The sequence below is a fragment of the Candidatus Accumulibacter sp. ACC012 genome, from assembly GCF_907163155.1.
GTDB classification, from domain to species: domain Bacteria; phylum Pseudomonadota; class Gammaproteobacteria; order Burkholderiales; family Rhodocyclaceae; genus Accumulibacter; species Accumulibacter delftensis.
Map to the genome: position 1 here is coordinate 112528 of NZ_CAJQUC010000002.1, position 23732 is coordinate 136259.

At 61.3% G+C, this 23732-nt stretch carries 19 protein-coding genes; 6 read left to right on the plus strand and 13 right to left on the minus strand.

What is annotated here, in order from left to right; all coding sequences use genetic code 11:
• Window positions 1–69: 69 nt before the first annotated feature.
• On the minus strand, window positions 70–678 hold the full coding sequence (locus QZ648_RS01040; RefSeq protein WP_291995853.1) for a glutathione S-transferase: 609 nt from the start codon (window positions 676–678) through the stop codon (window positions 70–72).
• Between the two features lie 123 nt (window positions 679–801).
• On the opposite strand from QZ648_RS01040, the gene purB reads away from it, so the two are divergent.
• From purB to QZ648_RS01055, 3 genes are read left to right on the plus strand one after another with little or no spacing between them, the layout of a single operon-like run.
• Window positions 802–2169 (plus strand): adenylosuccinate lyase, encoded by a 1368-nt coding sequence (gene purB, locus QZ648_RS01045; RefSeq protein ID WP_169065934.1) that lies wholly within the window; start codon window positions 802–804, stop codon window positions 2167–2169.
• On the plus strand, window positions 2169–2534 hold the full coding sequence (locus QZ648_RS01050; RefSeq protein WP_169065935.1) for a zinc ribbon domain-containing protein: 366 nt from the start codon (window positions 2169–2171) through the stop codon (window positions 2532–2534). The genes purB and QZ648_RS01050 overlap by 1 nt, the downstream gene beginning before the upstream one ends.
• A gap of 2 nt (window positions 2535–2536) precedes the next feature.
• Window positions 2537–2857, plus strand: coding sequence for a DUF2322 family protein (locus tag QZ648_RS01055; RefSeq protein ID WP_169065936.1), 321 nt, complete (start codon window positions 2537–2539; stop codon window positions 2855–2857).
• Between the two features lie 23 nt (window positions 2858–2880).
• Here the strand turns inward: QZ648_RS01055 and secF are convergent, their stop codons facing one another.
• The 12 genes from secF to QZ648_RS01115 all read right to left on the minus strand — a co-directional run bounded on the left by secF (window position 2881) and on the right by QZ648_RS01115 (window position 18631).
• Window positions 2881–3825 carry a protein translocase subunit SecF gene (gene secF, locus QZ648_RS01060; protein WP_291995854.1) on the minus strand — a complete coding sequence of 315 codons (945 nt, stop codon included), beginning with the start codon at window positions 3823–3825 and terminating at the stop codon, window positions 2881–2883.
• A 12-nt stretch (window positions 3826–3837) separates the two neighbouring features.
• Entirely contained in the window at window positions 3838–5718 is a 1881-nt protein-coding gene (gene secD / locus QZ648_RS01065) for a protein translocase subunit SecD (RefSeq protein WP_169065937.1), read from the minus strand.
• A gap of 62 nt (window positions 5719–5780) precedes the next feature.
• Window positions 5781–6107 (minus strand): preprotein translocase subunit YajC, encoded by a 327-nt coding sequence (yajC, locus tag QZ648_RS01070; protein ID WP_169065938.1) that lies wholly within the window; start codon window positions 6105–6107, stop codon window positions 5781–5783.
• Between the two features lie 51 nt (window positions 6108–6158).
• The gene (gene tgt, locus QZ648_RS01075) at window positions 6159–7271 is read right to left on the minus strand and encodes a tRNA guanosine(34) transglycosylase Tgt (protein WP_291995855.1); all 1113 of its coding nucleotides are present in this window, start codon (window positions 7269–7271) and stop codon (window positions 6159–6161) included.
• Between the two features lie 260 nt (window positions 7272–7531).
• Window positions 7532–10264: a pyruvate, phosphate dikinase gene (gene ppdK / locus QZ648_RS01080; RefSeq protein WP_169065939.1), complete on the minus strand. Its 2733-nt coding sequence runs from the start codon at window positions 10262–10264 to the stop codon at window positions 7532–7534.
• A gap of 162 nt (window positions 10265–10426) precedes the next feature.
• Window positions 10427–12049, minus strand: a complete 1623-nt coding sequence (locus tag QZ648_RS01085; RefSeq protein ID WP_169065940.1) for an NAD(P)-binding protein — start codon at window positions 12047–12049, stop codon at window positions 10427–10429.
• Entirely contained in the window at window positions 12049–13062 is a 1014-nt protein-coding gene (locus tag QZ648_RS01090) for a thiamine pyrophosphate-dependent enzyme (RefSeq protein ID WP_169065941.1), read from the minus strand. The genes QZ648_RS01085 and QZ648_RS01090 overlap by 1 nt, the downstream gene beginning before the upstream one ends.
• 11 nt (window positions 13063–13073) lie before the next feature.
• Window positions 13074–14327, minus strand: a complete 1254-nt coding sequence (locus tag QZ648_RS01095; RefSeq protein ID WP_291995856.1) for a transketolase C-terminal domain-containing protein — start codon at window positions 14325–14327, stop codon at window positions 13074–13076.
• Complete coding sequence (locus QZ648_RS01100; RefSeq protein WP_169065943.1) at window positions 14320–14916, minus strand: 2-oxoacid:acceptor oxidoreductase family protein; 597 nt, start codon at window positions 14914–14916, stop codon at window positions 14320–14322. Before QZ648_RS01100 ends, QZ648_RS01095 begins: the two co-directional genes overlap by 8 nt.
• 249 nt (window positions 14917–15165) lie before the next feature.
• Window positions 15166–16245: a MaoC family dehydratase gene (locus tag QZ648_RS01105; RefSeq protein ID WP_291995857.1), complete on the minus strand. Its 1080-nt coding sequence runs from the start codon at window positions 16243–16245 to the stop codon at window positions 15166–15168.
• A gap of 33 nt (window positions 16246–16278) precedes the next feature.
• Window positions 16279–17322, minus strand: coding sequence for a CoA ester lyase (locus QZ648_RS01110; protein WP_169065945.1), 1044 nt, complete (start codon window positions 17320–17322; stop codon window positions 16279–16281).
• An 88-nt stretch (window positions 17323–17410) separates the two neighbouring features.
• The gene (locus tag QZ648_RS01115) at window positions 17411–18631 is read right to left on the minus strand and encodes a 2-methylfumaryl-CoA isomerase (protein ID WP_169065969.1); all 1221 of its coding nucleotides are present in this window, start codon (window positions 18629–18631) and stop codon (window positions 17411–17413) included.
• A gap of 375 nt (window positions 18632–19006) precedes the next feature.
• On the opposite strand from QZ648_RS01115, the gene QZ648_RS01120 reads away from it, so the two are divergent.
• The 3 genes from QZ648_RS01120 to QZ648_RS01130 all read left to right on the plus strand — a co-directional run bounded on the left by QZ648_RS01120 (window position 19007) and on the right by QZ648_RS01130 (window position 23624).
• Window positions 19007–19861: a MaoC family dehydratase N-terminal domain-containing protein gene (locus QZ648_RS01120; RefSeq protein ID WP_291995858.1), complete on the plus strand. Its 855-nt coding sequence runs from the start codon at window positions 19007–19009 to the stop codon at window positions 19859–19861.
• 594 nt (window positions 19862–20455) lie between these two features.
• Complete coding sequence (locus tag QZ648_RS01125; RefSeq protein WP_169065948.1) at window positions 20456–21907, plus strand: phosphoenolpyruvate kinase; 1452 nt, start codon at window positions 20456–20458, stop codon at window positions 21905–21907.
• Window positions 21908–21947: 40 nt separating this feature from the next.
• Window positions 21948–23624 carry an acyl-CoA dehydrogenase family protein gene (locus QZ648_RS01130; protein ID WP_169065949.1) on the plus strand — a complete coding sequence of 559 codons (1677 nt, stop codon included), beginning with the start codon at window positions 21948–21950 and terminating at the stop codon, window positions 23622–23624.
• Window positions 23625–23732 lie beyond the last annotated feature (108 nt).

Consider the following 23732-nt stretch of genomic DNA (forward strand, 5'->3'; position numbering starts at 1 on the left):
CGCGGTGTGATGGCAGTTGCTGTTTGCTCAAGCGCAACGCCGGCCGGGGGCGCGCTCGGGCAATCCTGATCAGTCGTGCGGCACGGTTTCGGCGAAGGCGGAGCGTGTCATCAGTTTGCCGTAGAGGCGGGCAAGGTTGGCGTGCTGTTCCTGCCAGTGGATCTCGGGGAAACGCAGGATCAGATAGCCAAGCGCGCAGCCCACGGCGACGTCGGCGAGCGAAAAATGCATGCCCATGCAGAAGCTTTTGTCACCCAGTTCTTCGGCCATGAACTCCAGGCTGCGGCCGATCTTGTCTTCCTGGCGCTTGATCCAGTCAGCAGCTTGCTGAGCGGGCGGGCGCTTTTTTTCGAGGAAGGTCAGCGCGGCCGCATCACAGACGCCGTCAGCCAGCGCCTCCCAGCGCTTGACTTCAATGCGCTCACGATTCTGGTTGGGCATCAGTTTGTTGTTCGGAGCGACATTGTCCAGGTACTCGACAATCACTCGTGAGTCGAATAGGGTGGTGCTGTCATCCAGGACGAGGACCGGTATCTTTCCCAGCGGATTGACGTTGGCCACCTGCGTTGCCGGAGTCCATGGCGAATCCAACTCAAACTCATAGTCGATTTTCTTTTCTGCCAGAACGACGCGTGCCTTGCGGACGTAGGGGCTGGTCAGCGATCCGATGAGCTTCATTTGTTTCCCGACAGTAAATATTTGCGCACAATTATACCATTGCAGCGGTATCTCAATTACGAGCGCATGCCGCGGACGGGTAAAATAGCGGGCTACCCTGCACACGCCTCAAGGACGCCCGCCATGCCCGATTCCGCACTTGTTTCCCTTTCCCCGCTGGATGGCCGTTACGCGGGCAGGCTTGACCCGCTGCGCCCCCAGTTTTCCGAATACGGACTCATCGGCCGTCGTTTGCAGGTCGAAATCGAGTGGCTGAAGGCTCTGGCTGCCGAGCCGCATTTCGCCGAAATACCGGCCTTTTCTGCGCCAACGCTGGCCGAGCTTGATGCCCTGGTGAGTGACTTCGGTGTCCAGCAGGCCGGCGAGGTGAAAGCGATCGAGGCGGTCACCAACCATGATGTCAAGGCGCTCGAGTACTGGATCAAGCAGCGCTTGGCAGGCAATGCAGAAGTGATGGCCGTCGCCGAGTTCATCCATTTCGCGTGCACCTCGGAGGACATCAACAACCTGGCGCACGCCCTGATGCTGCAGACGGCTCGCGACGAAACGATGTTGCCGATGCTGGACCGCGTGCTGGCGCGCCTTCGCGATCTGGCGCACGAATTTGCCGAACTGCCGATGATGTCGCGAACGCACGGCCAGCCGGCGACGCCGACGACGCTCGGCAAGGAAATGGCCAACGTCACCCATCGCCTGAGCCGCGCACGCGCCGGCATCGCCCGGGTAGCGCTGCTCGGCAAGATCAATGGCGCAGTGGGCAACTACAATGCCCATCTCGCCGCTTACCCGGATTTTGACTGGGAGAGTCTGGCGCGTCGCTTCGTCGAATCGCTGGGCCTGGAGTTCAATCCCTATACCATTCAGATCGAGCCTCACGACGCCATGGCGGAACTGTTTGACGCCTTTGCCCGCACCAACCTGATTCTGGTCGACCTGAACCGTGACCTGTGGGGTTATATCTCGCTCGGTTTCTTCAGGCAGAAGCTCAAGGCTGGCGAGATCGGCTCGTCGACGATGCCGCACAAGGTCAATCCGATCGATTTCGAGAACTCGGAAGGAAACCTCGGCTTGGCCAATGCCTTGCTGCGTCACCTTGCCGAGAAGTTGCCGATCTCGCGCTGGCAGCGTGACTTGACCGATTCGACGGTGTTGCGCAATATGGGGGTGGCCTTGGGATATACCTTGCTCGCTTACGACTCGCTGCTGCGTGGCTTGAACAAGCTCGAGGCCGATGCAGAGCGCCTGCATGCAGATCTCGACGCCAACTGGGAACTGCTCGCCGAGCCAGTGCAGACGGTGATGCGGCGCTATGCGGTGGCCAATCCGTACGAGAAACTCAAGGAACTGACTCGTGGCAAACGGGTTTCACGGCAGGCGATGCAGGATTTCGTCTCGACGCTGGAGATTCCAGCGGCAGCCAAGGCCGAACTGCTGACGCTGACGCCTTGGGACTATACCGGCAAGGCCGCTGAACTGGCGAGGAGGATTTGATGGGCAGCGCTGCTCCCCTGCGTCCCGATGGCCCCGATACCGATGCGACGCCTGTGTCGAAGAGCGACGGCGAGGTGCTCGAGCCGATCGTTTGCGGCAGCTGCCAGCGGATGCTCCCCGGCGACGCCCGCTACTGCCCCACCTGCTGCGGCGAGGACGGTCGGCGCGGTGCGCTGCAAGGCGCCATCTTTCTTGGTGCCGTACTTGGTGTCCTCGCCGGCGGTCTGATCGCCGCCGTCTGGTCTTCTGCCGTTGGTGTAGAGCAAACCCGCTGGAGCGATGTCCTGGCGACGCTTGCGACCTGCATCACCATCGGCGTGGCGATCGGCATTTTTCGCACGCTTCGCACGCGCCGGAAGGGCTGACGATGGCGCAGTTTGCCGAGAATCTGAAGAAGCTGCCGGGGGTGTCGCACATCGCGGCGATCAATCTGTTGGACGCTGCCGGCGAAGTGCAGGCCGTGCTCGAGAACAAGGCGGGCAGCCAGGGTTCAGTGGCGGTCTACAACCACCTGGCACAGACCTACGGGGCGATTACCCCGGAGGCGGCCAGGAAAGGCCTGGAGATGTTTGCCGAGCACACTGAGGACGCGCGCGCCAATCCCGGCAAGCATGTCAATATTGATCGTTTGCTGATGCTTGTGGAGGAGCGCAAGACGCTGCGCACGAAGCACATCTTCGCGGTCTGAGTTCGGATTTTACACTCCACACTTCACACGACGGCGCCGTCCTCGTTGGCGCCTTCGATTTTCCGCTTCGGCTTGACGAACTGCTCGCGTGAGACACCGAGCCACATGACCAGCGGGCTGGCGACCAGAACCGACGAGTAGATCCCGAAACAAATGCCGATGGTCAGCGCCAGCGAGAAGTAATAGAGCGTCTCGCCACCGAAGATCAACATCGCCAGAACCATGACCTGCGTTGATCCGTGGGTGATCACGGTGCGCGAAATGGTGCTGGTGATCGCATGGTCGAGGACCTGTGGTGTGCTCAGGCCACGCGCCTTCTTGAAAGTCTCGCGGACACGGTCGAAAACGACCACTGACTCGTTGACCGAGTAGCCGAGCACGGCGAGCACTGCCGCCAGAACGGAAAGCGAGAATTCCCACTGGAAGAAAGCGAAGAAGCCAAGGATGATGATCACATCGTGCAGGTTGGCAATGATCGCCGATATCGAGAATCGCCACTCGAAACGAAACGACAGGTAGAGGACGATGCCGATGATCACCACCAGCAGCGCCAGGGCGCCGTTCTCGGCCAGTTCTCTACCCACCTGCGGGCCAACGAATTCGACACGGCGCAGCGTGGCGCCCGGCGCTTCAACGGCGAGCGCCTCGATGACCGCCTGACCGATGCTGGCCGTGTTCTGATCGGCCGTCAGAGGCAGGCGGACCAAGACGTCCTGGCTAGACCCGAAATGCTGGACCGAGAGGTCGTTATAGCCGGCTTTGCCAAGCCCGTCGCGAATTTTTTCGAGGTCCGCCGTTTGCGTGTAGTGGAGCTCGATCAGCGTTCCGCCGGTGAACTCGACCGAGAGATGCAGACCTCGGGTGAAAAGAAAGGTCACCGCCAGCAGGAAAGTGAGCAACGAAATGACGTTGAACACCAGCGCATGGCGCATGAACGGGATGTCTTTGCTGATCCGGAAGAATTCCATGGTGGTGCCTCTCTATTTGACGGCGGCCGAGCCAGCGTCGGCCGGTTTCCAGTCCACCTGGCCGATGGACAAATTTTCGACCTTGCGGCGGCGGCCATAGATCAGGTTGACCAGCGCGCGCGAGACGACCACTGCCGAGAATAGTGAAGTCATGATGCCAAGGCAGTGCACCACCGCGAAGCCGCGTACCGGGCCGGAGCCAAACATCAATAGCGCCAGACCGGCAATGAGGGTCGTGATGTTGGAATCCAGAATGGTGCCGAAGGCTCGTTCATAACCGGTGTGGATCGCTGCTTGCGGCGATGAGCCATTGCGCAGTTCCTCGCGGATGCGTTCGTTGATCAGGACGTTGGCGTCGATGGCCATGCCCAGGGTCAGTGCGATGGCCGCGATACCGGGCAAGGTTAGGGTTGCCTGCAGCAACGAGAGCAGGGCGATCAGCAACAGCAGGTTGGCGGCCAGGGCAATGACTGAGACGAGGCCGAACAAGCGGTAGTAGGCGATCATGAAGACGGCGATGGCGGCAAAGCCCCACATCGTTGACTGGAAGCCCTTGGCGATGTTTTCGGCACCAAGGCTGGGACCAATGGTGCGCTCTTCGATGATTTCCATGGGCGCGGCCAGCGAACCGGCGCGCAGCAGCAGCGCCGTGTCGTTGGCTTCGGTGGTCGTCATGCGGCCTGAAATCTGCACGCGACCACCCCCGATCTCTGCCCGGATCACCGGCGCAGTGACCACTTCGCCCTTGCCTTTCTCGATCAGCAGGATGGCCATTCTCTTGCCGACGTTGTCGCGGGTGATGTCCTTGAAGATGCGTGCACCCGGCGAGTCGAGCGTCAGGTGCACGGCCGCTTCGTTGGTCTGGCCGTCGAAACCGGGTTGGGCGTCGGTCAGGCGGTCGCCGGTGAGCACCACCTGCTTCTTGACCAGCAGCGGTGCGCCGTCACGCTCGACATAGAGCTCGCTGCCGAAGGGCACCTGACCAGCCAGTGCCGCTTCGACGGCGCCTGGCGTTTCCTCGACCATGCGGATTTCCAGCGTCGCGGTGCGCCCGAGGATGTCCTTGGCTTTGGCTGTGTCCTGCACGCCCGGCAACTGCACGACGATGCGATCAGCGCCTTGCTGGGCAATCACCGGCTCGGCAACACCGAGTTCGTTGATGCGGTTGTTCAGGGTGGTGATGTTCTGCTTGAGCGCGAAATCCTGTAGGCGCTTGATCGCTTCCGGCCGCAGGCTGGCGACCAGCTTGAGGTCGCTGTCTTCGCCCTGATCAAGCAGGAGCAGATCGGGCTGGTTCTCCTCGAGGGTCAAGCGTCCCTGGTTGCGCTTCTCCTGGTCACGAAAACGGATCACGATGCGCTCGCCCTGGCGGTCGATGCCGGCGTGGCGGACATTCTTGTCGCGCAGCAGGGTGCGCAGATCGGCGCCGAGCGAGTCCAGGCGTTTGGTCAGCGCGCCCGGCATGTCTACCTGCAGCAGGAAATGTACGCCGCCACGCAGGTCGAGGCCGAGGTACATCGGCAACGCGTGCAGCCTGGTCAGCCATTGCGGCGAGCTCGACAGCAGATTCAGGGCGATGACGTATTGCGGGTTGCTACTGTCCGGGTTGAATTGCTTCTCCAGGACATCCTTTGCCTGCAGCTGCGTGTCGTTGCTCAACAGGCGAACCTTGACGCCATTGCTGTCGACAAAGAGGCCACTGTTGGCTATCGCGGCTGCCTGCAGAGTGCTGGCGACGCGTTCACGGGTGCTGCTGTCGATCTTCACCGTCGCCTTGGCGCTTGAAACCTGCACCGCAGGCGATTCGCCAAAGAAGTTGGGCAAGGTGTAGATCAGGCCGAACAGCAGTGCCAGGCCGACGAGGACGTACTTCCAGAGCGGATAGCGATTCATGAATACTTTTTGTGCCGTCAGAGGACGCGAGCGCTGCCCGGAGACAGGCGCCCGGCTGGTGGTTAGAGTGCCTTCAGCGTGCCTTTTGGCAGAAGCAGCGTGACCGCCTGTTTCTGGACCTGGATTTCGACGGCGGTGGCAACCTCGATGGCGATAAAATTCTCGCCGACCTTGGTAATGCGGCCGGCAATGCCGCCACCGGTGACTACTTCATCGCCTTTGGCAAGGGCTTCGACCAGCGCCTTGTGATCCTTGGTGCGCTTCATCTGTGGCCGGATCATCAGGAAGTAGAGGACGATGAACATCAAAATGATGGGCAGGAGCTGCATAAAGCCACCCGTTGGGTCGGCAGCGGCAGCGGTTTGGGCGTGGGCGGTACTGATTAGCACATCAGTCTCCTAGAATGGAAGGTTTAAATTGAACCCGCAATTATAGCACTATCATTCCGGCGGCCGCCGGCGGCGGCTGTGGAAGCTGCGCACCGTTTCGGCGAGCGTGCCGGCAGCAATCGCCGTGCGCAGTTCATGCATCAGCTGGTGATAATAGTGCAGGTTGTGCATGGTGCCGAGTTGCGCGCCGAGGATTTCGCCAACGCGGTGCAGGTGATGCAGGTAGGCGCGTGAAAAGTTCTGACAGGTATAACAGTCGCAGCTGTCGTCGAGCGGCTGAGGGTCTGTCTTGTGCTTGGCGTTTCTGATCCGGATGTCACCATGACGGGTAAAAAAATGACCGTTGCGTGCGTTGCGCGTCGGCAGCACGCAGTCAAACATGTCGATGCCCACCTGCACCGCGGCTACCAGATCCTCGGGCGTTCCGACACCCATCAGGTAGCGGGGCTTGTCGCCTGGCAGGCGTGGAGCGGTGTGGGCGAGGATTCTCGCCATGTCGTCTTTTGGCTCACCGACCGACAGTCCACCGATGGCGTAACCATCGAAGCCGATTTCGGCGAGCCCGGCCAGCGACTCGTCGCGGAGGTCCTCGTACATGCCACCCTGAACGATCCCGAACAGTGCGTTGTGATTGGCGAGCAGGTCGTGCGCGGCACGCGAGCGCTGCGCCCAGCGTAGCGAAAGCTGCATCGAGGTAGCGGTTTCGCCGTGGCTCGCTGGATAGGGCGTGCATTCGTCGAGAATCATGACGATGTCCGAATCGAGCACATGCTGGATGCGCATCGACTCCTCCGGCGTCAGAAAAAGCCGGTCGCCGTTGATCGGCGACTGGAAGGTGACTCCTTCTTCCGTGATCTTGCGCAGGGCCCCGAGCGAAAAAACCTGAAAACCGCCCGAATCGGTGAGAATCGGTCCATCCCAGGACATGAAGCGGTGCAGTCCGCGATGTGCGGCAATGGCCTCCAGACCCGGTCGTAACCAAAGGTGGAAGGTATTGCCGAGACAGATCTGCGCGCCGCTTTCAATCAGGTCGCGCGGGGTCATCGCCTTGACCGTCCCGTAGGTGCCAACCGGCATGAAGGTGGGGGTTTCGACGATGCCATGGGCGAGGTTGATGCGGCCTCGGCGGGCTGCGCCGTCGGCGGCGAGAAGTTCGAAGTTCATCTATTGAAGGCCATCAGGAAACTGGAGGTGGCACGCCACTGCGCGTCACGGCGTGAAAACGCGGGCAAATGGCTTTCCGGATAAAAAACACCGCCTGGGAGCCAGGCGGTGCGTTTCGTCGGCGATTACGGGTTCGCCAGGGCCGGGGCGCTGGCGGTCGCAAGAACTGACAGATCCGACCTCCTGCGTGCCCGGAGCCTGGCGATGCTGCTGCGCAGGCGAACCGGGAACGAAGACTGCCGGATGAGTGGCGGCTAAGCTCAGCTGGCGTCGTCGATGGCCGCTCGCGCCGCTGCCAGGCGGGCAATCGGCACCCGGAAAGGTGAGCAACTGACGTAGTCGAGGCCGGTACGATGGAAGAAGGTGATCGAATCCGGGTCGCCACCATGCTCACCACAGACGCCCAGCTTGATCCCCGGGCGCGCCGCACGACCTTTCGCGACGGCCATTTCGACCAGCAGGCCAACCCCTTTCTGGTCGATCGATTCGAAGGGGTCGCGCTCGTACATGCCGTCTTTCAGGTAGCTCGGCAGAAACTTGCCGGCGTCGTCGCGCGAGAAACCCATCGCCATCTGCGTCAGGTCGTTGGTTCCGAACGAGAAGAACTCCGCTTGCTGGCCAATGCTGTCGGCGATCAGGGCCGCACGTGGCGTCTCGATCATCGTGCCGACCATGTAGTCGATCTTTTCGCCACGCGCGGCGAAGACGGCGTCAGCGGTCTTGCGGATGATCTTGGCCTGGGCGTTGAATTCACGTACCGTCCCGACCAGTGGCACCATGATCTCGGCCTTGACGTCGAACCCCTTGGCTTTCATGTTGAGCGCCGCCTCGATGATCGCGCGGGTCTGCATTTCGGTGATTTCCGGATAGGTAATGCCGAGGCGGCAGCCGCGGTGACCCATCATCGGATTGAACTCGTGCAGGTCATCAACCCGCATCTTGATCACCCCCAGCGGCACATTCATTTCGTGGGCCATGATCTTCTGGTTGGCTTCGTCGTGCGGGACGAATTCGTGCAGCGGCGGGTCGAGCAGGCGGATGGTGACCGCCAGCCCGCTCATTTCACGGAACAGACCTTCAAAGTCACCACGTTGCATCGGCAGCAGCTTGGCGAGTGCCTTGCGGCGGCCTGCTTCGTCCTCGGCGAGGATCATTTCGCGGACGGCCTTGATGCGGTCGCCTTCAAAGAACATGTGCTCGGTACGGCAGAGGCCGATGCCCTTGGCGCCGAAATTGCGCGCGGCCTTGGCGTCGTCCGGGGTGTCGGCATTGGCGCGAATGCCAAGCCGCTTGTACTTGTCGGTCAGGTCCATCAGCGCGCCAAAGTCGCCGGTCAGTTCGGCTTCCTTGGTTGGCACCTGGCCTTCGAAGACATTACCGGTCGAGCCGTCGAGGGAAATCCAGTCGCCTTCCTTGTAGACTTCTCCACCGACCGTCATTGTCCGTGCGTGGTAATCGACACGCACCGCGCCGGCACCCGAGATACAGCACTTGCCCATGCCGCGTGCAACGACTGCCGCGTGCGAGGTCATGCCGCCGCGCGCGGTCAGGATGCCAGTGGCAACGCTCATGCCGCGCAGGTCCTCGGGGGAGGTCTCCTGACGCACCAGGATCACGGCCTTGCCCTTGCGGACCCATTCTTCGGCTTCGTCGGCGAAGAAGACGATCTGGCCGGTGGCGGCGCCCGGTGATGCCGGCAGGCCGTGGGCGATGGAACGTGCTTTCTTGATTGCTGCCGGGTCGAAGACCGGGTGCAGAAGCTCGTTGAGGCGATCCGGACCGACGCGGCGCAGGGCTTCCTTCTCATCGATCATGCCCTGACGCAGCATTTCCATCGCGATGCGCACCATAGCCGCGCCGGTACGCTTGCCGCCACGCGTCTGGAGCATCCACAGGCGGCCTTCCTGGATGGTGAACTCGACGTCCTGCATGTCCTTGTAGTGGTCTTCGAGCTTGGTTTCGGCGGCCAGCAGCTGCTTGTAGATGTCCGGCATCAGCTCTTCGAGCGATGGGAAGCGGCTGCGGCGATCTTCCTCGCTGACCATCGCCAGTTGTGCCCAGCGCCGGGATCCTTCGAGGGTGATCTGTTGCGGCGTACGGGTGCCGGCAACGACGTCTTCACCCTGCGCATTGATCAGGAACTCGCCGTTGAAGAGGTCTTCGCCGGTGCCTGCATCGCGCGTGAAGGCCACGCCGGTACCACTGTTGTCGCCAAGGTTGCCGAAGACCATGGCCTGCACGTTTACGGCCGTACCCCAGGCGTCAGGGATGTCGTTCAGTTCGCGGTACACCACGGCGCGGTCATTGTTCCAGCTCTGGAAGACGGCCATCACCGAACCCCACAGCTGCTCCCACGGATCGGTCGGGAACTCGCGCCCGATGCGGGCACGAATCAGCCCCTTGAAGCGCTGCACCAGTTCCTTCAGGTCGTCGGTGCTGAGATCGGTATCGAGCTCGACGCCTTTCTTTTCCTTGAGCATGTCGATGACCACTTCGAAGGGGTCATGCTCTTCCTTCGATACCGGCTTGAGGCCCATCACCACATCGCCGTACATCTGGATGAAGCGGCGGTACGAGTCCCAGGCGAAACGTTCGTTGCCAGCCTTGCTGGCCAAGCCGGCGACGGCCTCGTCGTTGAGGCCCAGATTCAGGATGGTGTCCATCATACCCGGCATCGAGGCGCGCGAGCCCGAGCGTACGGATAGCAGCAGCGGATCTGCGGAGTCGCCGAACTTCTTGCCCATTTCGTTTTCGATGAAGGCAACACTGGCACGGACTTCCGCATCGATCAACTTGGCGACAGCATCCTGGCCCTGCTCGGTGTAGACCGTGCACACTTCGGTACTGATGGTCAAACCGGGCGGAACGACGATTCCCAGGCGGCACATCTCGGCCAGGTTGGCGCCCTTGCCACCGAGAAGATTCTTCATCGTGGCATCGCCGTCAGTGCGGCTGGCACCAAATACGTACACGTTCTTTGTTTCAGTTGACATAAATACCTCGCGTATGAGGGAAGAAGGAAGGGAGCTTCGAGCAGTACGCTCGAAGGGGCCCTAGAGGGAGTTACCCGGGCAAGTTACGCCGCGGGTCACTGAATTGCAGCGCTCCCGACCCGTAAGCGGACCAGGAGCGGAAAACGGGCGCAGCGCCAGCGATCAGATTTCTTCTGCCTCCATCTTGATCGCGCCGCAGGGGCATTCGGCAACACACATGCCGCAGCCCTTGCAGTAGTCATAGTTGAATTGAAAGCGCTTGCCGGGGCCGAGCTTGATGACTGCATTGTCCGGGCAGACGCCATAGCAGTTGTCGCACTCGAAGCAGTTGCCGCAGGACAGACAGCGGCGGGCTTCGAACAGCGCCGTATTCTCGTCCAGGCCGCCCTGGACTTCATCGAAAGTCGACTGGCGACGAATGATGTCCAGCATCGGGCGCACGGTTTTCGGTGCGTCGGCGTAATACCAGGTGTTGAGTTTCTCGAAGTTGGCCACTTCGTGTTGCACTGCCGGAACGTGTTCCTCGCCGCGCAGCCAGGCGTCAATATGCCGCGCCGCCTGCTTGCCGTGACCGATGCCGACGGTGACGTTGCGCTCCGCGGGAACCATGTCGCCACCCGCGAAAATTCCCGGATGACCGGTCATCATGTTCGCCGCGACCTTGACTACGCCGTCGCTGACCTCCAGGCCGGGAACGCCTTCGAGGAGTCCGAGATCGACATCCTGTCCCAGCGCGAGGACCAGTGAATCAGCCTCGATGGTCTCGAACTCGCCGGTCGGCTGCGGGAAGCCCGTCTCATCCAGGGCCATCTTTTCGATGGTCAAGGATGACTCGTCGGCCTGGGTGATGGTCGACAGCCACTTGACCATGATCCCTTCCTGAAGGGCTTCTTCCATCTCGAAATCATGGGCCGGCATTGCCGCGCGTGTGCGGCGATAGACGATCAAGGGTTCGGCGCCCATGCGCTTGGCGGTACGCGCCACGTCGATAGCGGTATTGCCACCGCCATAGACGACCACGCGGCGACCGAGCATCGGCTTCTCTTCGCCCTCCATGCTGCGTAGCAGCGAGATGGCGTCGACGATTTTCGCCGCGTCGCCAGCCGGGATGCGCGCGCGTTTGCCGATGTGCGCACCAACGGCCAGGAAGGCGGCGTCGAACTTGCCGTCGGCCATGGTGTTGAGAATGTTATCGACTTTGGTGTTCAGATTCACCTTGACGCCGAGTTCCACGACGCGCTGCATTTCTGCCTCGAGAATGTCGCGTGGCAGTCGGTATTTCGGAATCCCGAAGCGCATCATGCCACCAAGCAGCGGTCCCGCCTCGTACACCGTGACGCTATGGCCGAGGCGGCGCAGGTGGTAGGCCGCCGACATGCCGGACGGACCGGCACCGACGACGAGCACATTCTTGCCCGACTCGCTGCTCGGTGGGGTGAGTTTCCAGCCGAGCTTGAGGGCCTCGTCGCCGAGAAAGCGCTCGACCGAATTGATGCCCACCGGCTCGTCGATCTGGCCGCGGTTGCAGGCACCTTCGCAGCTGTGGTAACAAACGCGTCCCATGATCGCCGGGAAAGGGTTGTCTTTGGTCAGGTGCCGCCAGGCGCTTTCATAGTCGCCGGATTCGGCATGAAACAGCCAGCCCTGGATGTCCTCACCAGCGGGACATTGCTTGTTGCAGGGGGGCAAGCGGTCGATATAGACCGGCCGCGAAGTACGCCACGAGCCGGTGTGGTTGGCCAGCGAGGAGCCGGGGTCTAGGGTAATGGCAAAGGGTTTTTCCATCAGTTCGCCTCCTGGTCGAGCAGTCCGTATTTGCGAATGTTCTTGTCTGCCGCAGCTTGCAGGCGGGCGATCGTTGCCACTGCCGGCTTCTTGCCGAAGAGGTGTGCATAGCGCTTCTGCCGCTTGAGGTATTCCTCAACCGGTTGCTTTCTGCGGATCTTCAAGGTGCCGGTAAGCTCGCCGTTCTCCGCTTCGAAGACCGGAAAAATGCCGGTTTCCTTGGCCAGGCGCGCCAGCAGAATGGTGTCTTCGGACGCCGCGCCCCAGCCCAGCGGACAGGGGACGAGAATGTGGATGTAGCGCGCGCCACGCATGCCCATGGCCTTGGTGACCTTGTACTCGAGATCACGCAGGTCGGCGACGGTAGCCGTCGCGACGTAAGGAATTTCGTGGGCCATGGCGATCGCCGGGAGGAACTTGCCCTGGCCGAACTGGTTGCCCGGTTCGGGGCCGACCGGCATGGTCGTCGCGGTGCGCGCTGCCGGTGGCGTTGCCGAACTGCGCTGTACGCCGGTATTCATGTAGCCGCCGTTGTCGTAACAAATGTACAGAACATCGTCATTGCGCTCGAACATGCCCGACAGGCAGCCGAAACCGATGTCGGTGGTGCCGCCGTCACCGCCCTGGGCGACGACGCGGACGTCACCCATCTGGCCTTTGTTTCTTTTCACCTTGATCGCTGCGGCAATGCCGGTGGCAACCGCCGCAGTGTTGCCGAACAGCGAGTGGATCCAGGGAATCTGCCACGAGGTTTCCGGGTAGGGCGTCGAGAAGACTTCGAGGCAGCCGGTGGCATTGGCGGCAATCAGGCGGCCACGGGCGGCATTCATCGCCGCATCGATGGCGTAACGTGCGCCGAGTGCTTCACCACAACCCTGACACGCACGGTGTCCGGAGTTCAGCGAATTGGTGCGTTGAATGTTGGCCTGGACACTGCGTTCTGATGCTTCCAGGAGACGATTGCCGACGGTGAAAGTGCCGGTCTGATAGAAATGGACGGGTTGAAAGCTCATCGTGGTTCTCCTCAGCCAATCCGTGCGGCGACGACGCCGACGTCACGCAGCATGCTTTCCGCTGCCGGGCCCGAACGGCGCGTCGTGCGCTCGCGTTCGAGTTGCTTGTTGACCACGTCCCAGTCGAGGTCGAGGAAGGTCAGGCGCTCAAGTTCGCCGCGGATGGCCTTGGCGAACAGCGCGTGCAGCGACTTCATGGTGATCGCCCGCCCGCCGAGTCCGGCGACGACGGTGTGTCCTTCGAGTTGCAGCCCGGACATCGCCATGCGCACATCGGTAGACACGACGCCGCCGATGCCGACGGCGAGGCTCTTTTCGAGCACGACGACGCGTTTTGCGTTCTGCAGCGCTTTACGTACCTCTTCGAGCGGGAAAGGACGGTAGGAAATGATTCCCAGGACGCCGATCTTCTCGCCCGCCTGGCGCATCTCGTCGACGACATCCTTGATGGTACCCAGGATCGAACCCATCGCCACGACGATGGTTTCCGCATCGTCGGTGAAATAGGAATGGGTCAGACCACCCGAATCGCGACCGAATATGGTCTTGAACTGCGCGGCCAGCTTCGGGATCAGTTCCAAGGCCTGCATCTGCTTGGCGTGCGCGAGGTAGCGCACTTCGGAGAAAGCTTCCGGGCCGACCATCGCGCCGATCGATACCGGATCGGTCGGGTCAAGGACCTGGCGCGGCTCGTAAGGCGGCAGGAAGGCATCGACCTGCTCTTGAGTCGGTACGTCCACGCGCTCGTAAGCATGCGTGAGAATGAAGCCGTCCATGCAGACCATTACCGGCAGGCTGACTTCCTCGGCAAGTTTGAAAGCCAGGATGTGCAGATCGAGCGCTTCCTGGTTGGTCTCGGCAAAGAGCTGGATCCAGCCGCTGTCGCGTTGCGAGAGGGCATCGGTATGGTCGTTCCAGATATTGATCGGAGCTCCGATGGCACGGTTGGCGACGGTCATGACGATCGGCAGGCCGAGGCCGGAAGCGTTATAGACCGCCTCGCACATGAACAGAATGCCCTGTGAAGCGGTGGCGGTATAGGTGCGAGCACCGGTTGCCGAGGAACCGATGGCGACGCTCATTGCCGCGAACTCCGATTCGACGTTGATGAACTCGCAGTCGCTTATTTCGCCGGCCTTGACCATTTCGCCGAGGCCTTCGACGATGTGTGTCTGGGGCGAAATCGGGTAGGCGCAGATGACTTCGGGCCGGCAAAGGCCGACCGCTTCGGCAACCGCGTGTGAACCTTCAGTCTGTTTAAGCATGTGCGGCCTCCTGGTGACTTGCCCCGGCAACTTCGTCAAGGACGAACTGATAAGCCTCGCTGGCGGCGGCGATGTTGTTGCTGGCGATCTTCTCCGAGAACTTGGTATTGATGGCCTTGATCACCGACTCCAGGCGGATGATTCCCGAGGCGGCGGCGAATCCGGCGAGCAGCGGCACGTTGGGCATCGGTCGGCCAACGTGCTTGCGACTGAGATCGGTGGCCGGGACGGTGAGAAGTCGCTCTGCCGGCCAGTCACGGACAAAATCAGCAAGGCCCAACTCGGTAAAGCTGCGGCTGGTGTTGATCAGGATATAGCCGCCTTTCTTCAAGCCGGAGAAGACATCGACCTGGAAGAGCAGGGTCGGATCCTGAATGATCAGGGCATCGGGCTCCATGATTGGTTCACGCAGCCGGATCTCCTGGTCAGCGATACGGCAAAAAGCGACTACCGGGGCGCCGGTGCGCTCCGATCCGAAGCTCGGAAAGGCTTGTGCATGGCGGCCTTCCTCGAATGCGGCAATCGACAACATCTCGGCAGCGGTAACCACGCCCTGGCCACCGCGACCATGTATTCGGACTTGGAACATGTTTCCTCCAGTGTTGAACTTCGGTTGTACATCGGTGTCGTTTTGAAGTTTGCGCAGCATAGCTCAGTTCGAGTTCATTGAAAACATCGACCTCGATCTGGATCGCAGGCAGCCGCAATTTTCCGGAAAGTCGTCAGAATCGGCGTCCGATAGACGAGATTTGCTCAACTGCCGACTCTCTGCAGCAGCTTGGTCTGGTGCTGGTGCTACCGATGCGTGCGGCGATGCCACCCGCTTGCTGGTCAGTGCTCATGCCGGCAGTGGGCTACTCCCCGGTCTTTTCGGCATCAGGACCGTATAGTCGAAGTCCAGGAGGACGCTTGGATCGTAGGAACCGTCGGCCTGCTTGTAGGGGAAGTCGGCGCAGCTACGGTCCTTGGTCGCCACCGTACGCACGCGCAGTGCGCCAAGGTCATGGCGGCCCGGCAAGGACATCTGTTCGATGATTTCCGACCACGCGTAGACCGTATCACCGGCGAATGCGGGCGCGACATGCCTGCCGGCGTTGATCGCCACGATGCTGAAGGCATTGGCCAGGCCGTTGAACGACAGCGAGCGCGCCAAGCTAATGATGTAGCCACCATAGATGATCCTGCGTCCGAAGCGCCCGCTCTTTTCCGCATGCTGGTTGAAGTGTACCCGCGCCGTGTTCTGGTAGAGGCGGGTGGCCATCATGTGCTCGCTTTCTTCGATGGTCATCCCGTCGAGATGATCGATTCGTTCCCCGACCCGATAGTCGTCCCATAGATCAGTACTGCCCGAGAGGGCGGTGTCGTAGCCTTCCACCCTGATTCCAGGCGGAATCACCAGCTCGCTCACCGGCACGACATCGTGCAGCTCGGGAATGACGGTTTCGGGCGCCGGCGACGCCGGGTCGCGCTTGCGAACCATGACCCAACGGCAGTAATCGAGGGCAATTTGCCGTCGCTGATTGACGCCGCACGAGCGTACGTAGACGATGCCTGTCTTGCCATCGCGGTTCTCCTTGAGCCCGATCACTGTCGAATCGGCGGTGAGCGTGTCTCCCGGATAGACGCGGTGGCCAAAGCGCCCAGCGGCGTAGCCGAGGTTGGCAATGGCATTGAGCGAGATATCGGGCACCGTCTTGCCAAAAACCACGTTGAAAGCCAAGAGGTTGTCCACCGGGGAACGGAGAAAGGACAGGCTGTGCGCGAACGTGTCGGCCGAGGTCAGGGCAAAGCGCGAGCCGGTCAGCGCCGTGTACAGGGCCACGTCACCTTCGGTGATGGTGCGCGGGGTCGCATGCACGATGGCCTGGCCGACGCGAAAATCCTCAAAAAAGTTGCCCCATCTGGTTTTCTCGCTCATTTTCTCTTCTCTCTGCTGTTGTTGATTACTGTGCTACAGCCCATAGGCTGCCGCCAGGTCCGGATCTCGCCTGGCCACCAGGCTCGCCAGATCGACGATCACCCGCGCTTGTTTCCACGTCGCGTCGTCCTGCATCTTGCCGTCGATGGTCGCTACCCCACTGCCATCGGGCATGGCTTCCAGGATACGTTTGGCGAACAGGACCTCCTTGACGTCGGGGCTGAAGACGCGCTTGGCAATGGCAATCTGGTTTGGTGCCAGCGACCAGGCGCCTGAGCAGCCCATCAGGAAAGCATTGCGGAATTGCGCTTCGCAGGCCGCTTCGTCCTTGAGATCGCCGAAGGGGCCGTAGAACGAGTGCAGGCCGTGTGCCACGGCCGCATCGACCATGCGCGCCACCGTGTAATGCCACAGATCCTGCTGAAAGAAAGCGCGCTGTTCCTGGGCTTCCTGCGCGTCGGCAAGAACGCCGTAACCGGGGTGTCCGCCACCGACGCGGGTGGTTTTCATGCCGCGCGACGCGGCCAGGTCGGCCGGGCCGAGGCTCAGGCCGTGCATGCGCGGACTGGCGCCACAGATCGCCTCGACGTTGGTTACCCCCTGCGCGGTTTCGAGCAGGGCGTGCAGCAGAATCGGCTTGCGGATCGCGTACTTCGCCTCAAGCAGAGCAACGTACTGATCGACGAAGTGAATATCCCATGGCCCCTCGACTTTGGGAATCATGATCACATCGAGCTTGTTGCCGACATGTTTGATGATTTCGCTGAGGTCGTCGAGAACCCAGGGGCTGTTCAGCGCGTTGATGCGCACCCACATGCCCGTGTCGCCAAAGTCGTTGTTCTCCAGCACTTCGATGAAGCCGGCACGAGCGGCCTCCTTGGACTCGATCGGGATCGCGTCCTCGAGGTTGCCGCACATCACGTCGCATCTCCTGGCCGTCTCCGGTACTTTGGCGCGGATTTTTTCGATGTGCGGTGGGAAGAAATGGATCATTCGCTCCGGTCGCACCGGTAATTCGCGCAGGGGTGGTGGCGCACCGATGGCGAGCGGCTTGTAGAAATGGACGGGTAGCTTCATGGCGTTTTCCCCTGGTGAAAAGAACTGTCTGGTTGGCAAAGGCGGCACGAGGTGGCCACAAGTGGCCAAAGTCTCGTCGGCGAAGATTTCAGGCCGGTCCGGCGACGACGCCGGCGTCATGCAGGCGGCCAACTTCCGCTTCGCTCATGCCGAGAACTTCGAGCAGAATCTGGTCGGTGTGCTCACCCAGTGCCGGCGCCGGCAGCGCCGGCAGGCGTGGCGAGGCGCTAAAGTCGAGCGGCGTCGTGGGCATCAGGTAGCTGCCGACGCCAGGCTGCTCGGTCATGGTGAACAGCGGATTGTCGATCGAGCAATCGGGATCGTTGGCCAGCGCCTCGCGAACGCTGCGATAAGGGCCCCAGGTGACGCGGTGCTCATCGAGGATTGCTGCGGCTTCGGCCAGCGTACGCGCCTGGCACCAGGCTTCGATCAGGGCAGCGATCTGCTGGCGGGCGCGGAAGCGATTGCCTTCGTCGTCAAGATCGAGGCCGAGGCGGACAGCGAGCGCGTCGATCGACTCCTTTAGTCCGGTCGCCTTGAGCAGGCTGCGCCACTGCCTGCGGGTCAGTCCGACGATCATCAGGCGCTTGCCGTCGAGGGTCTGGAAGTCGCGCCCGAAGGCGCCGTACAGGTAGTTTCCCTGCTTGGGTCGGTCGGCGTCGTTGACCATCACCTCGGCGATCATGCCGACGTTGCCGAGCATCGCCAGGGCCACGTCCTTCAGCGCCAGGCGCACCAACTGTCCTTCACCGGTCATGCGCCGGTGCCTTTCGGCGGCAAGCATGCCGATGGCAATCATCTGGCCGCTGATGAAGTCCCAGGCAGGAAAGACATGGTTGACCACCTCCGGGGAATTGCTCGGCCCGGTCATGTAGGGCAGACCGATCTGCGGGTTCACCGTGTAATCGACCTCCGAACTACCATCGCGGCGACCGGTGAGGTTGACCATGATCAGGTCCTGACGATGGACTTTCAGCGCCTCGTAGCTCAGCCAGCCCTCGGCCGGGAAGTTGGTGCTGAACAGGCCGGCGTTGTCGCCTGGCGCACAGATCAGCTGGGTCAGCAATGCCTGACCGCGGGGATTGCGGAGATTGACGGCGATTGAACGCTTGCCCTTGTTCATGCCGGCCCAGAAAAGGCTGTGCTGGCCATCAAGGGTCACTGGCCAGCGACCATAATCGAGGCCGCCACCGATCGGGTCGAAGCGAATGACGTCGGCGCCGAGTTGGGCCAGCGTCATGCCGCCAAGCGGCGCGGCGACGAAAGCCGATCCTTCGACGACGCGCAAGCCCTTGAGAATTCCGTCCATGAGTTTCACCAATCCTGCCTGCGTGCCGTACGGCTGCCCATCGATTCGCCAGGTGAGCGAAGCGCCACCTTGCTCAAGGCTGGCTCCTGTCCGGACGCGGAGCGCACAGTATATGGGAAAAGGGGGGGGCGGGCGCACACGTTCCGAGTTTTTGGGTAGCGACGCGCGATGGTCGTGCGCCGGCTTGAGTTTGACGGAACGCTGTGCTGTACTTGCCGAATGCCCGTAGGGCGAACTCTCAAGCGGTCATGATATGTCGGACCCCCTGATCATGGAAGGCATGACCGCCCCCCTCTTTTCCGGCCTTTCTCCCGCCAGGGGAGAAAGGAGATTCGTGCGTCGCTTGCGCGACTTTCACATAAAAGGATGGACTTGATGACGAACGCGACAGCAGACTATGCAGTATGGATTGGCCGCCGGGAGATCACCGACGATGAGCTGGCTCTGGCGCCGGCCTTGGCGGCGGCCGCGACGCTGGACGACACGGCGACGCGCTTCGCGAAGGGTAGCCCGCTACCGCCGCTATGGCACTGGTTTTACTTTCTTCCCCGGGCAGCGCAGGCGCAGCTCGATGTCGACGGGCACCCACAGCGTGGCGGCTTCATGCCGCCGATCCCCTATCCGCGCCGGATGTTTGCCGGCGCCCGCATGCGCTTCCACCGGCCGCTACTGATCGGTCAGCCGGCGCGGCGCGAGGCCGTGATTCGCGATGTCCGGCAGAAATCGGGGCGATCCGGGTCGCTGGCCTTTGTTTCCGTGCTTTGCCGCTTCTATCAGGATGATGTGTTGTGCATCGAGGAAGAGCAGGACATCGTCTATCGCGAACCGGGCGCGGTGGTCGCTCGCCCGTCTGTGATCGAGTGGCCGCCGGTCGAGCACGGAACGTGGTCGCACATTGTGACCCCGGACCCGAAGCTGCTGTTCCGCTTCTCAGCACTGACTTTCAATGCCCATCGCATTCACTACGACCGGCCGTATGCGGTCGACGAAGAGGGCTATCCGGGGCTGGTGGTGCATGGCCCCTTGACCGCCGTCTTGCTGATCGAACTGCTGCGAAAGAATTCGCTGCGCCCGGTAGTCAGCTTCAGCTTCCGCGGACTGGCGCCGCTTTTTGACCTGGCCCCGTTTCGCATCGTTTGCGCCGGCGAGGACGGCCAGATGTCTCTCGAGGCTCAGGCGCCCGACGGCGTGGTGGCAATGAGCGCCCGCGCCGAGCTCATGCCGTTGTAGTTGTATTGCGGTCGGGCTTGCGGTGCATGGTCGCCGCTAGACGTTGATGCCGCTGGCGCTGTTTCTAGATCTGAGCAAGCGCAGGTGAATTTCCTGAATACCCCGCAGTCATCAAAGCGATCGCATTATCGCGTAGCGGGCGTTCGCCCAATAGTCCATTAAAAACTGATTGGCAAGCGGTCATGGGCGAATTACCCGTCTTCCTCTCGTGGACGATGTCCTTGACGAATGCGCGGCTGCTTATATTTTATCGTAAGCACATTCTGTTCAAGGTGAGTAATCCGGCGATCCGAAAGGTCGCGATCATTTCAAAAAACACCTGGCCTGCACAGGGCGCTCCTCCGCGGGCGAATGATGGCGAGGCAGGCGTTCGCTTGAGGCGCCGACCTTTACGGCCCTCGGCAAGGCCTGGCGCGCTGCAGACTTTTGTCTTGAGTTTTTTATAAGACTTAAAAGATTTCTTTTGGGAGCCGTGAGCGTGTTGCCTTGCACCACGATCGTCGATAGAATCATTATCAGCGACGGGGAATAATTGATCAAGACAACCGCATAATAGTCGGGGGTATCTATTGTGCGCAATTATGGAGGGTGGACATGAAACTCACACTGACCCATGACGAAGTAGCTGCCTATTGTGGCGACTTGCACGCTTCCAACGAGGCGTTCAAGTCCCATTATCCGGCAGATTCTTTCGACCGGCAGCCGGTGCACACGGTTTACGGGGGGGCCAATCTGCTCAAGGCCGGCTTTGCCGCCAAGTTGGGTGAGGTGGCGCTCAAGACGCTGGAAACGTATGCGCCCAGCTACAGTGTTTTTGCCCGTGCTCTTGGTTTGCCGCGCGCCGATACCTTGCCGACCAACGCCATGGAGCTAGCGAGTCTGACGCGTGCGCTGGAAGCGAATCCCGAGCAGGTGCGTGAGACCAAGCAGGCGGCCTGGCTGGCTTTTACGGTTTATAACCGGGTCGTCAAGAAGCTGAAAACCGAGCCGGTTGAGGACAACCGCATCGATTTCGAGGATGGCTACGGTAATCGCCCGGACGCTGAGGAAGATGACCATGCCGCTGCGGCGGCAGACGAAGTCGCCAAAGGTATGCGCGAAGGCCTGCTACCGCCGTTCATCGGCATCCGCGTGAAGACCTTTTCGGACGAGTGCAAGCAGCGCTCGATTCGCACCCTCGATATTTTCCTGACCCGGCTGGCCGAACAGACCGGCGGCAAGCTGCCCGAGAACTTCATCGTTACTCTGCCCAAGGTGACGACGCCAAGCCAGGTGTCGACCTGCGCGAAGATCCTCGAAAATCTTGAAGCCAGACTTGCTTTCCCCAAAGATTCGCTGAAGATGGAAATCATGATCGAAACGACGCAGTCGATCATCAACTACCTGGGCGAGAATACGGTGCCGCTACTGGTGGCCGCTGCGGGTAGCCGCTGCCGCTCAGCAATTTTCGGGACTTACGATTACACGGCCTCGTGCAACATCACCGCCGCACACCAGAATCACACCCATCCAGCCTGCGATTTTGCCCGCCACGTGATGCAGGTCAGCCTCGCCGGAACCGGCATCACGATTAGCGACGGCGCGACCACCAGTATGCCGATTGGACCCCACAAGGCAGCCAAGGACGCGCCGCTGACGGCGCAGCAGATGGACGAAAACCGCACCGTGGTGCACGGTGCCTGGAAGCTTCATTACGACAACATCATGCACTCTTTGCGGCACGGCTACTACCAGGGATGGGATTTGAATCCGGGGCAATTGCCGGTGCGCTATGCCGCGATCGATACCTTCTTCCTGAGCAGTCTGCAGGATGCCTCGGCGCGACTGAACGCTTTCCTGAACAAGGCTGCTCAGGCGACCCTGGTTGGCAATACTTTTGACGACGCGGCGACAGGGCAGGGCTTGCTGAACTTCTTCCTGCGCGGAATGGCGTGCGGCGCGATCACCGAGCAGGAAGTTCTGGCGACGGGCATCACCCTCGACGAATTACGCTCGCGTTCGTTTGTGCAGATTGTCAATAATAGAACCGGTAAGCAAGGGACGTAACAGCCGATCGGGTACCAAGCAAGCACGAAAGGGATGAGCCATGACTGAGGTCAAGAACGGGACGCAGGAAGCACGACAGTATCTCCAGGCAGCCGATGCACTGATCAAGAAATCGCTGAGTTGGGTGAAGCAGCAGTGCGCCGGCGAGAAGGGCGTCTCGAACGAGAAACTGGACGCACATCAGATGGCCAGCTTCGATCTGGCCTGGTGTGCCGCTGAAGCGACCGCCGCGCGCTTTGCGGTGGAGTATGCCGAAAAGCTTGCCGCTGCCGCGGCGGACAACGACGGTCTGTGTCTGGAAGAGCGGATGGCGCAGGCCTTTTGTGCCGAGGCTTTGCAGAACATCCATAATCGTTTCTGGGCACGGCCGCAGAGTTTCGGTCTGAACGCCGCCGACCTGGCGGCTTTCGCTTCAAGCGCACTTGCCACCTTCTGCCAGGCGCAACTGGATGCCGACAAGCTGGCGGCTCTGGGCCGCGAGGTCGTGGCCCTGGAGGGCGATAGCGGCGCCTACATGCTCGGCGACGACGCGCTGATGATGCAGGACGCATTTCGCCGGCTGGCGACCAATGTGGTGATGCCGCTGGCCGAGGAGATTCATCGCCAGGACCGCATCATTCCGCAGGAAATCCTCGATCCGCTGACCGAAATGGGCTGCTTCGGGCTGTCGATTCCGGAACGTTACGGCGGCATCCAGAGCGACGATCATGAAGACAACATGGGCATGATCGTGGTCACCGAAGAGCTGTCGCGTGGTTCGCTCGGCGCCGCAGGCAGCCTGATTACCCGTCCGGAAATTCTCAGTCGCGCCCTGCAAAAAGGGGGCACGGAAGAGCAGCGACAGAAGTGGTTGCCACTGGTGGCGATGGGCGACCCACTGTGTGCCATTGCCGTCACCGAACCGGATACCGGCTCCGACGTTGCTGCCATGCGCCTCAAGGCGACCAAGTGCGATGGCGGCTGGCTGCTCGACGGCGTCAAGACCTGGTGCACCATGGCCGGCAAAGCGGGTGTGCTCCTGGTTCTGGCACGTTCCAACCCCGACCGCTCGCTTGGCCACAAGGGCCTGAGCATGTTCCTGGTCGAAAAGGACTCCTATGACGGCCACGATTTCGAGTATCGGCAGGCGCAGGGCGGTGTGCTCAGCGGTCGGGCGATTTCGACCATCGGTTATCGGGGAATGCATTCCTATGAAGTCTTCTTCGACAATGTTTTCGTCCCCGACGAGAACCTGGTTGGCGGGCCGGAAGGCGAGGGAAAGGGCTTCTACTTCACGATGGCCGGCTTTGCAGGCGGGCGCATTCAAACGGCGGCGCGTGCCATTGGGGTCATGCAGGCCGCCTTCGAACGTGCGGTTTCCTATGCCGGCGAGCGCAAGGCATTCGGCAAACCCATTGGCGAGTATCAGCTGACGCTGGTCAAGTTGGCGCGCATGGCGACCCTGCTGACCGTATCCCGCCAATTCACCTACGCCGTCGGGCGTTTGATGGATGAGGGTTCGGGGCAGATGGAAGCCAGCATGGTGAAGCTGTTTACCTGTCGGACGGCCGAATGGCTGACCCGTGAAGCGCTGCAGATTCATGGCGGCATGGGCTACGCCGAGGAGTCACCGGTCAGTCGCTACTTCCTGGATGCGCGTGTGCTGTCGATTTTCGAAGGCGCCGAAGAAACGCTGGCGCTGAAGGTCATCGCTCGCTCCCTGATCGACGCCGCGTAGGTCCGGCTTCAGTCTGCACTTCGCCCAAGCCTTCTCCCGCGCGCGGGAGAAGGGGGATTCGTGAGTCGCGATTGGTGAAGGTTGAAGGTTAAATGCGACTCTTACCGC

Coding starts and splice junctions, on each gene's coding strand:
- QZ648_RS01110 (WP_169065945.1), bottom strand. CDS start 17,322: ATGAAGCTACCCGTCCATTTCTACAAGCCGCTCGCCATCGGTGCGCCA.
- QZ648_RS01050 (WP_169065935.1), top strand. CDS start 2,169: ATGGGCAGCGCTGCTCCCCTGCGTCCCGATGGCCCCGATACCGATGCG.
- ppdK (WP_169065939.1), bottom strand. CDS start 10,264: ATGTCAACTGAAACAAAGAACGTGTACGTATTTGGTGCCAGCCGCACT.
- tgt (WP_291995855.1), bottom strand. CDS start 7,271: ATGAACTTCGAACTTCTCGCCGCCGACGGCGCAGCCCGCCGAGGCCGC.
- purB (WP_169065934.1), top strand. CDS start 802: ATGCCCGATTCCGCACTTGTTTCCCTTTCCCCGCTGGATGGCCGTTAC.
- QZ648_RS01115 (WP_169065969.1), bottom strand. CDS start 18,631: ATGGACGGAATTCTCAAGGGCTTGCGCGTCGTCGAAGGATCGGCTTTC.
- QZ648_RS01120 (WP_291995858.1), top strand. CDS start 19,007: ATGACGAACGCGACAGCAGACTATGCAGTATGGATTGGCCGCCGGGAG.
- QZ648_RS01085 (WP_169065940.1), bottom strand. CDS start 12,049: ATGGAAAAACCCTTTGCCATTACCCTAGACCCCGGCTCCTCGCTGGCC.
- QZ648_RS01040 (WP_291995853.1), bottom strand. CDS start 678: ATGAAGCTCATCGGATCGCTGACCAGCCCCTACGTCCGCAAGGCACGC.
- QZ648_RS01090 (WP_169065941.1), bottom strand. CDS start 13,062: ATGAGCTTTCAACCCGTCCATTTCTATCAGACCGGCACTTTCACCGTC.
- secF (WP_291995854.1), bottom strand. CDS start 3,825: ATGGAATTCTTCCGGATCAGCAAAGACATCCCGTTCATGCGCCATGCG.
- QZ648_RS01130 (WP_169065949.1), top strand. CDS start 21,948: ATGACTGAGGTCAAGAACGGGACGCAGGAAGCACGACAGTATCTCCAG.
- QZ648_RS01125 (WP_169065948.1), top strand. CDS start 20,456: ATGAAACTCACACTGACCCATGACGAAGTAGCTGCCTATTGTGGCGAC.
- QZ648_RS01100 (WP_169065943.1), bottom strand. CDS start 14,916: ATGTTCCAAGTCCGAATACATGGTCGCGGTGGCCAGGGCGTGGTTACC.
- secD (WP_169065937.1), bottom strand. CDS start 5,718: ATGAATCGCTATCCGCTCTGGAAGTACGTCCTCGTCGGCCTGGCACTG.
- QZ648_RS01095 (WP_291995856.1), bottom strand. CDS start 14,327: ATGCTTAAACAGACTGAAGGTTCACACGCGGTTGCCGAAGCGGTCGGC.
- QZ648_RS01055 (WP_169065936.1), top strand. CDS start 2,537: ATGGCGCAGTTTGCCGAGAATCTGAAGAAGCTGCCGGGGGTGTCGCAC.
- QZ648_RS01105 (WP_291995857.1), bottom strand. CDS start 16,245: ATGAGCGAGAAAACCAGATGGGGCAACTTTTTTGAGGATTTTCGCGTC.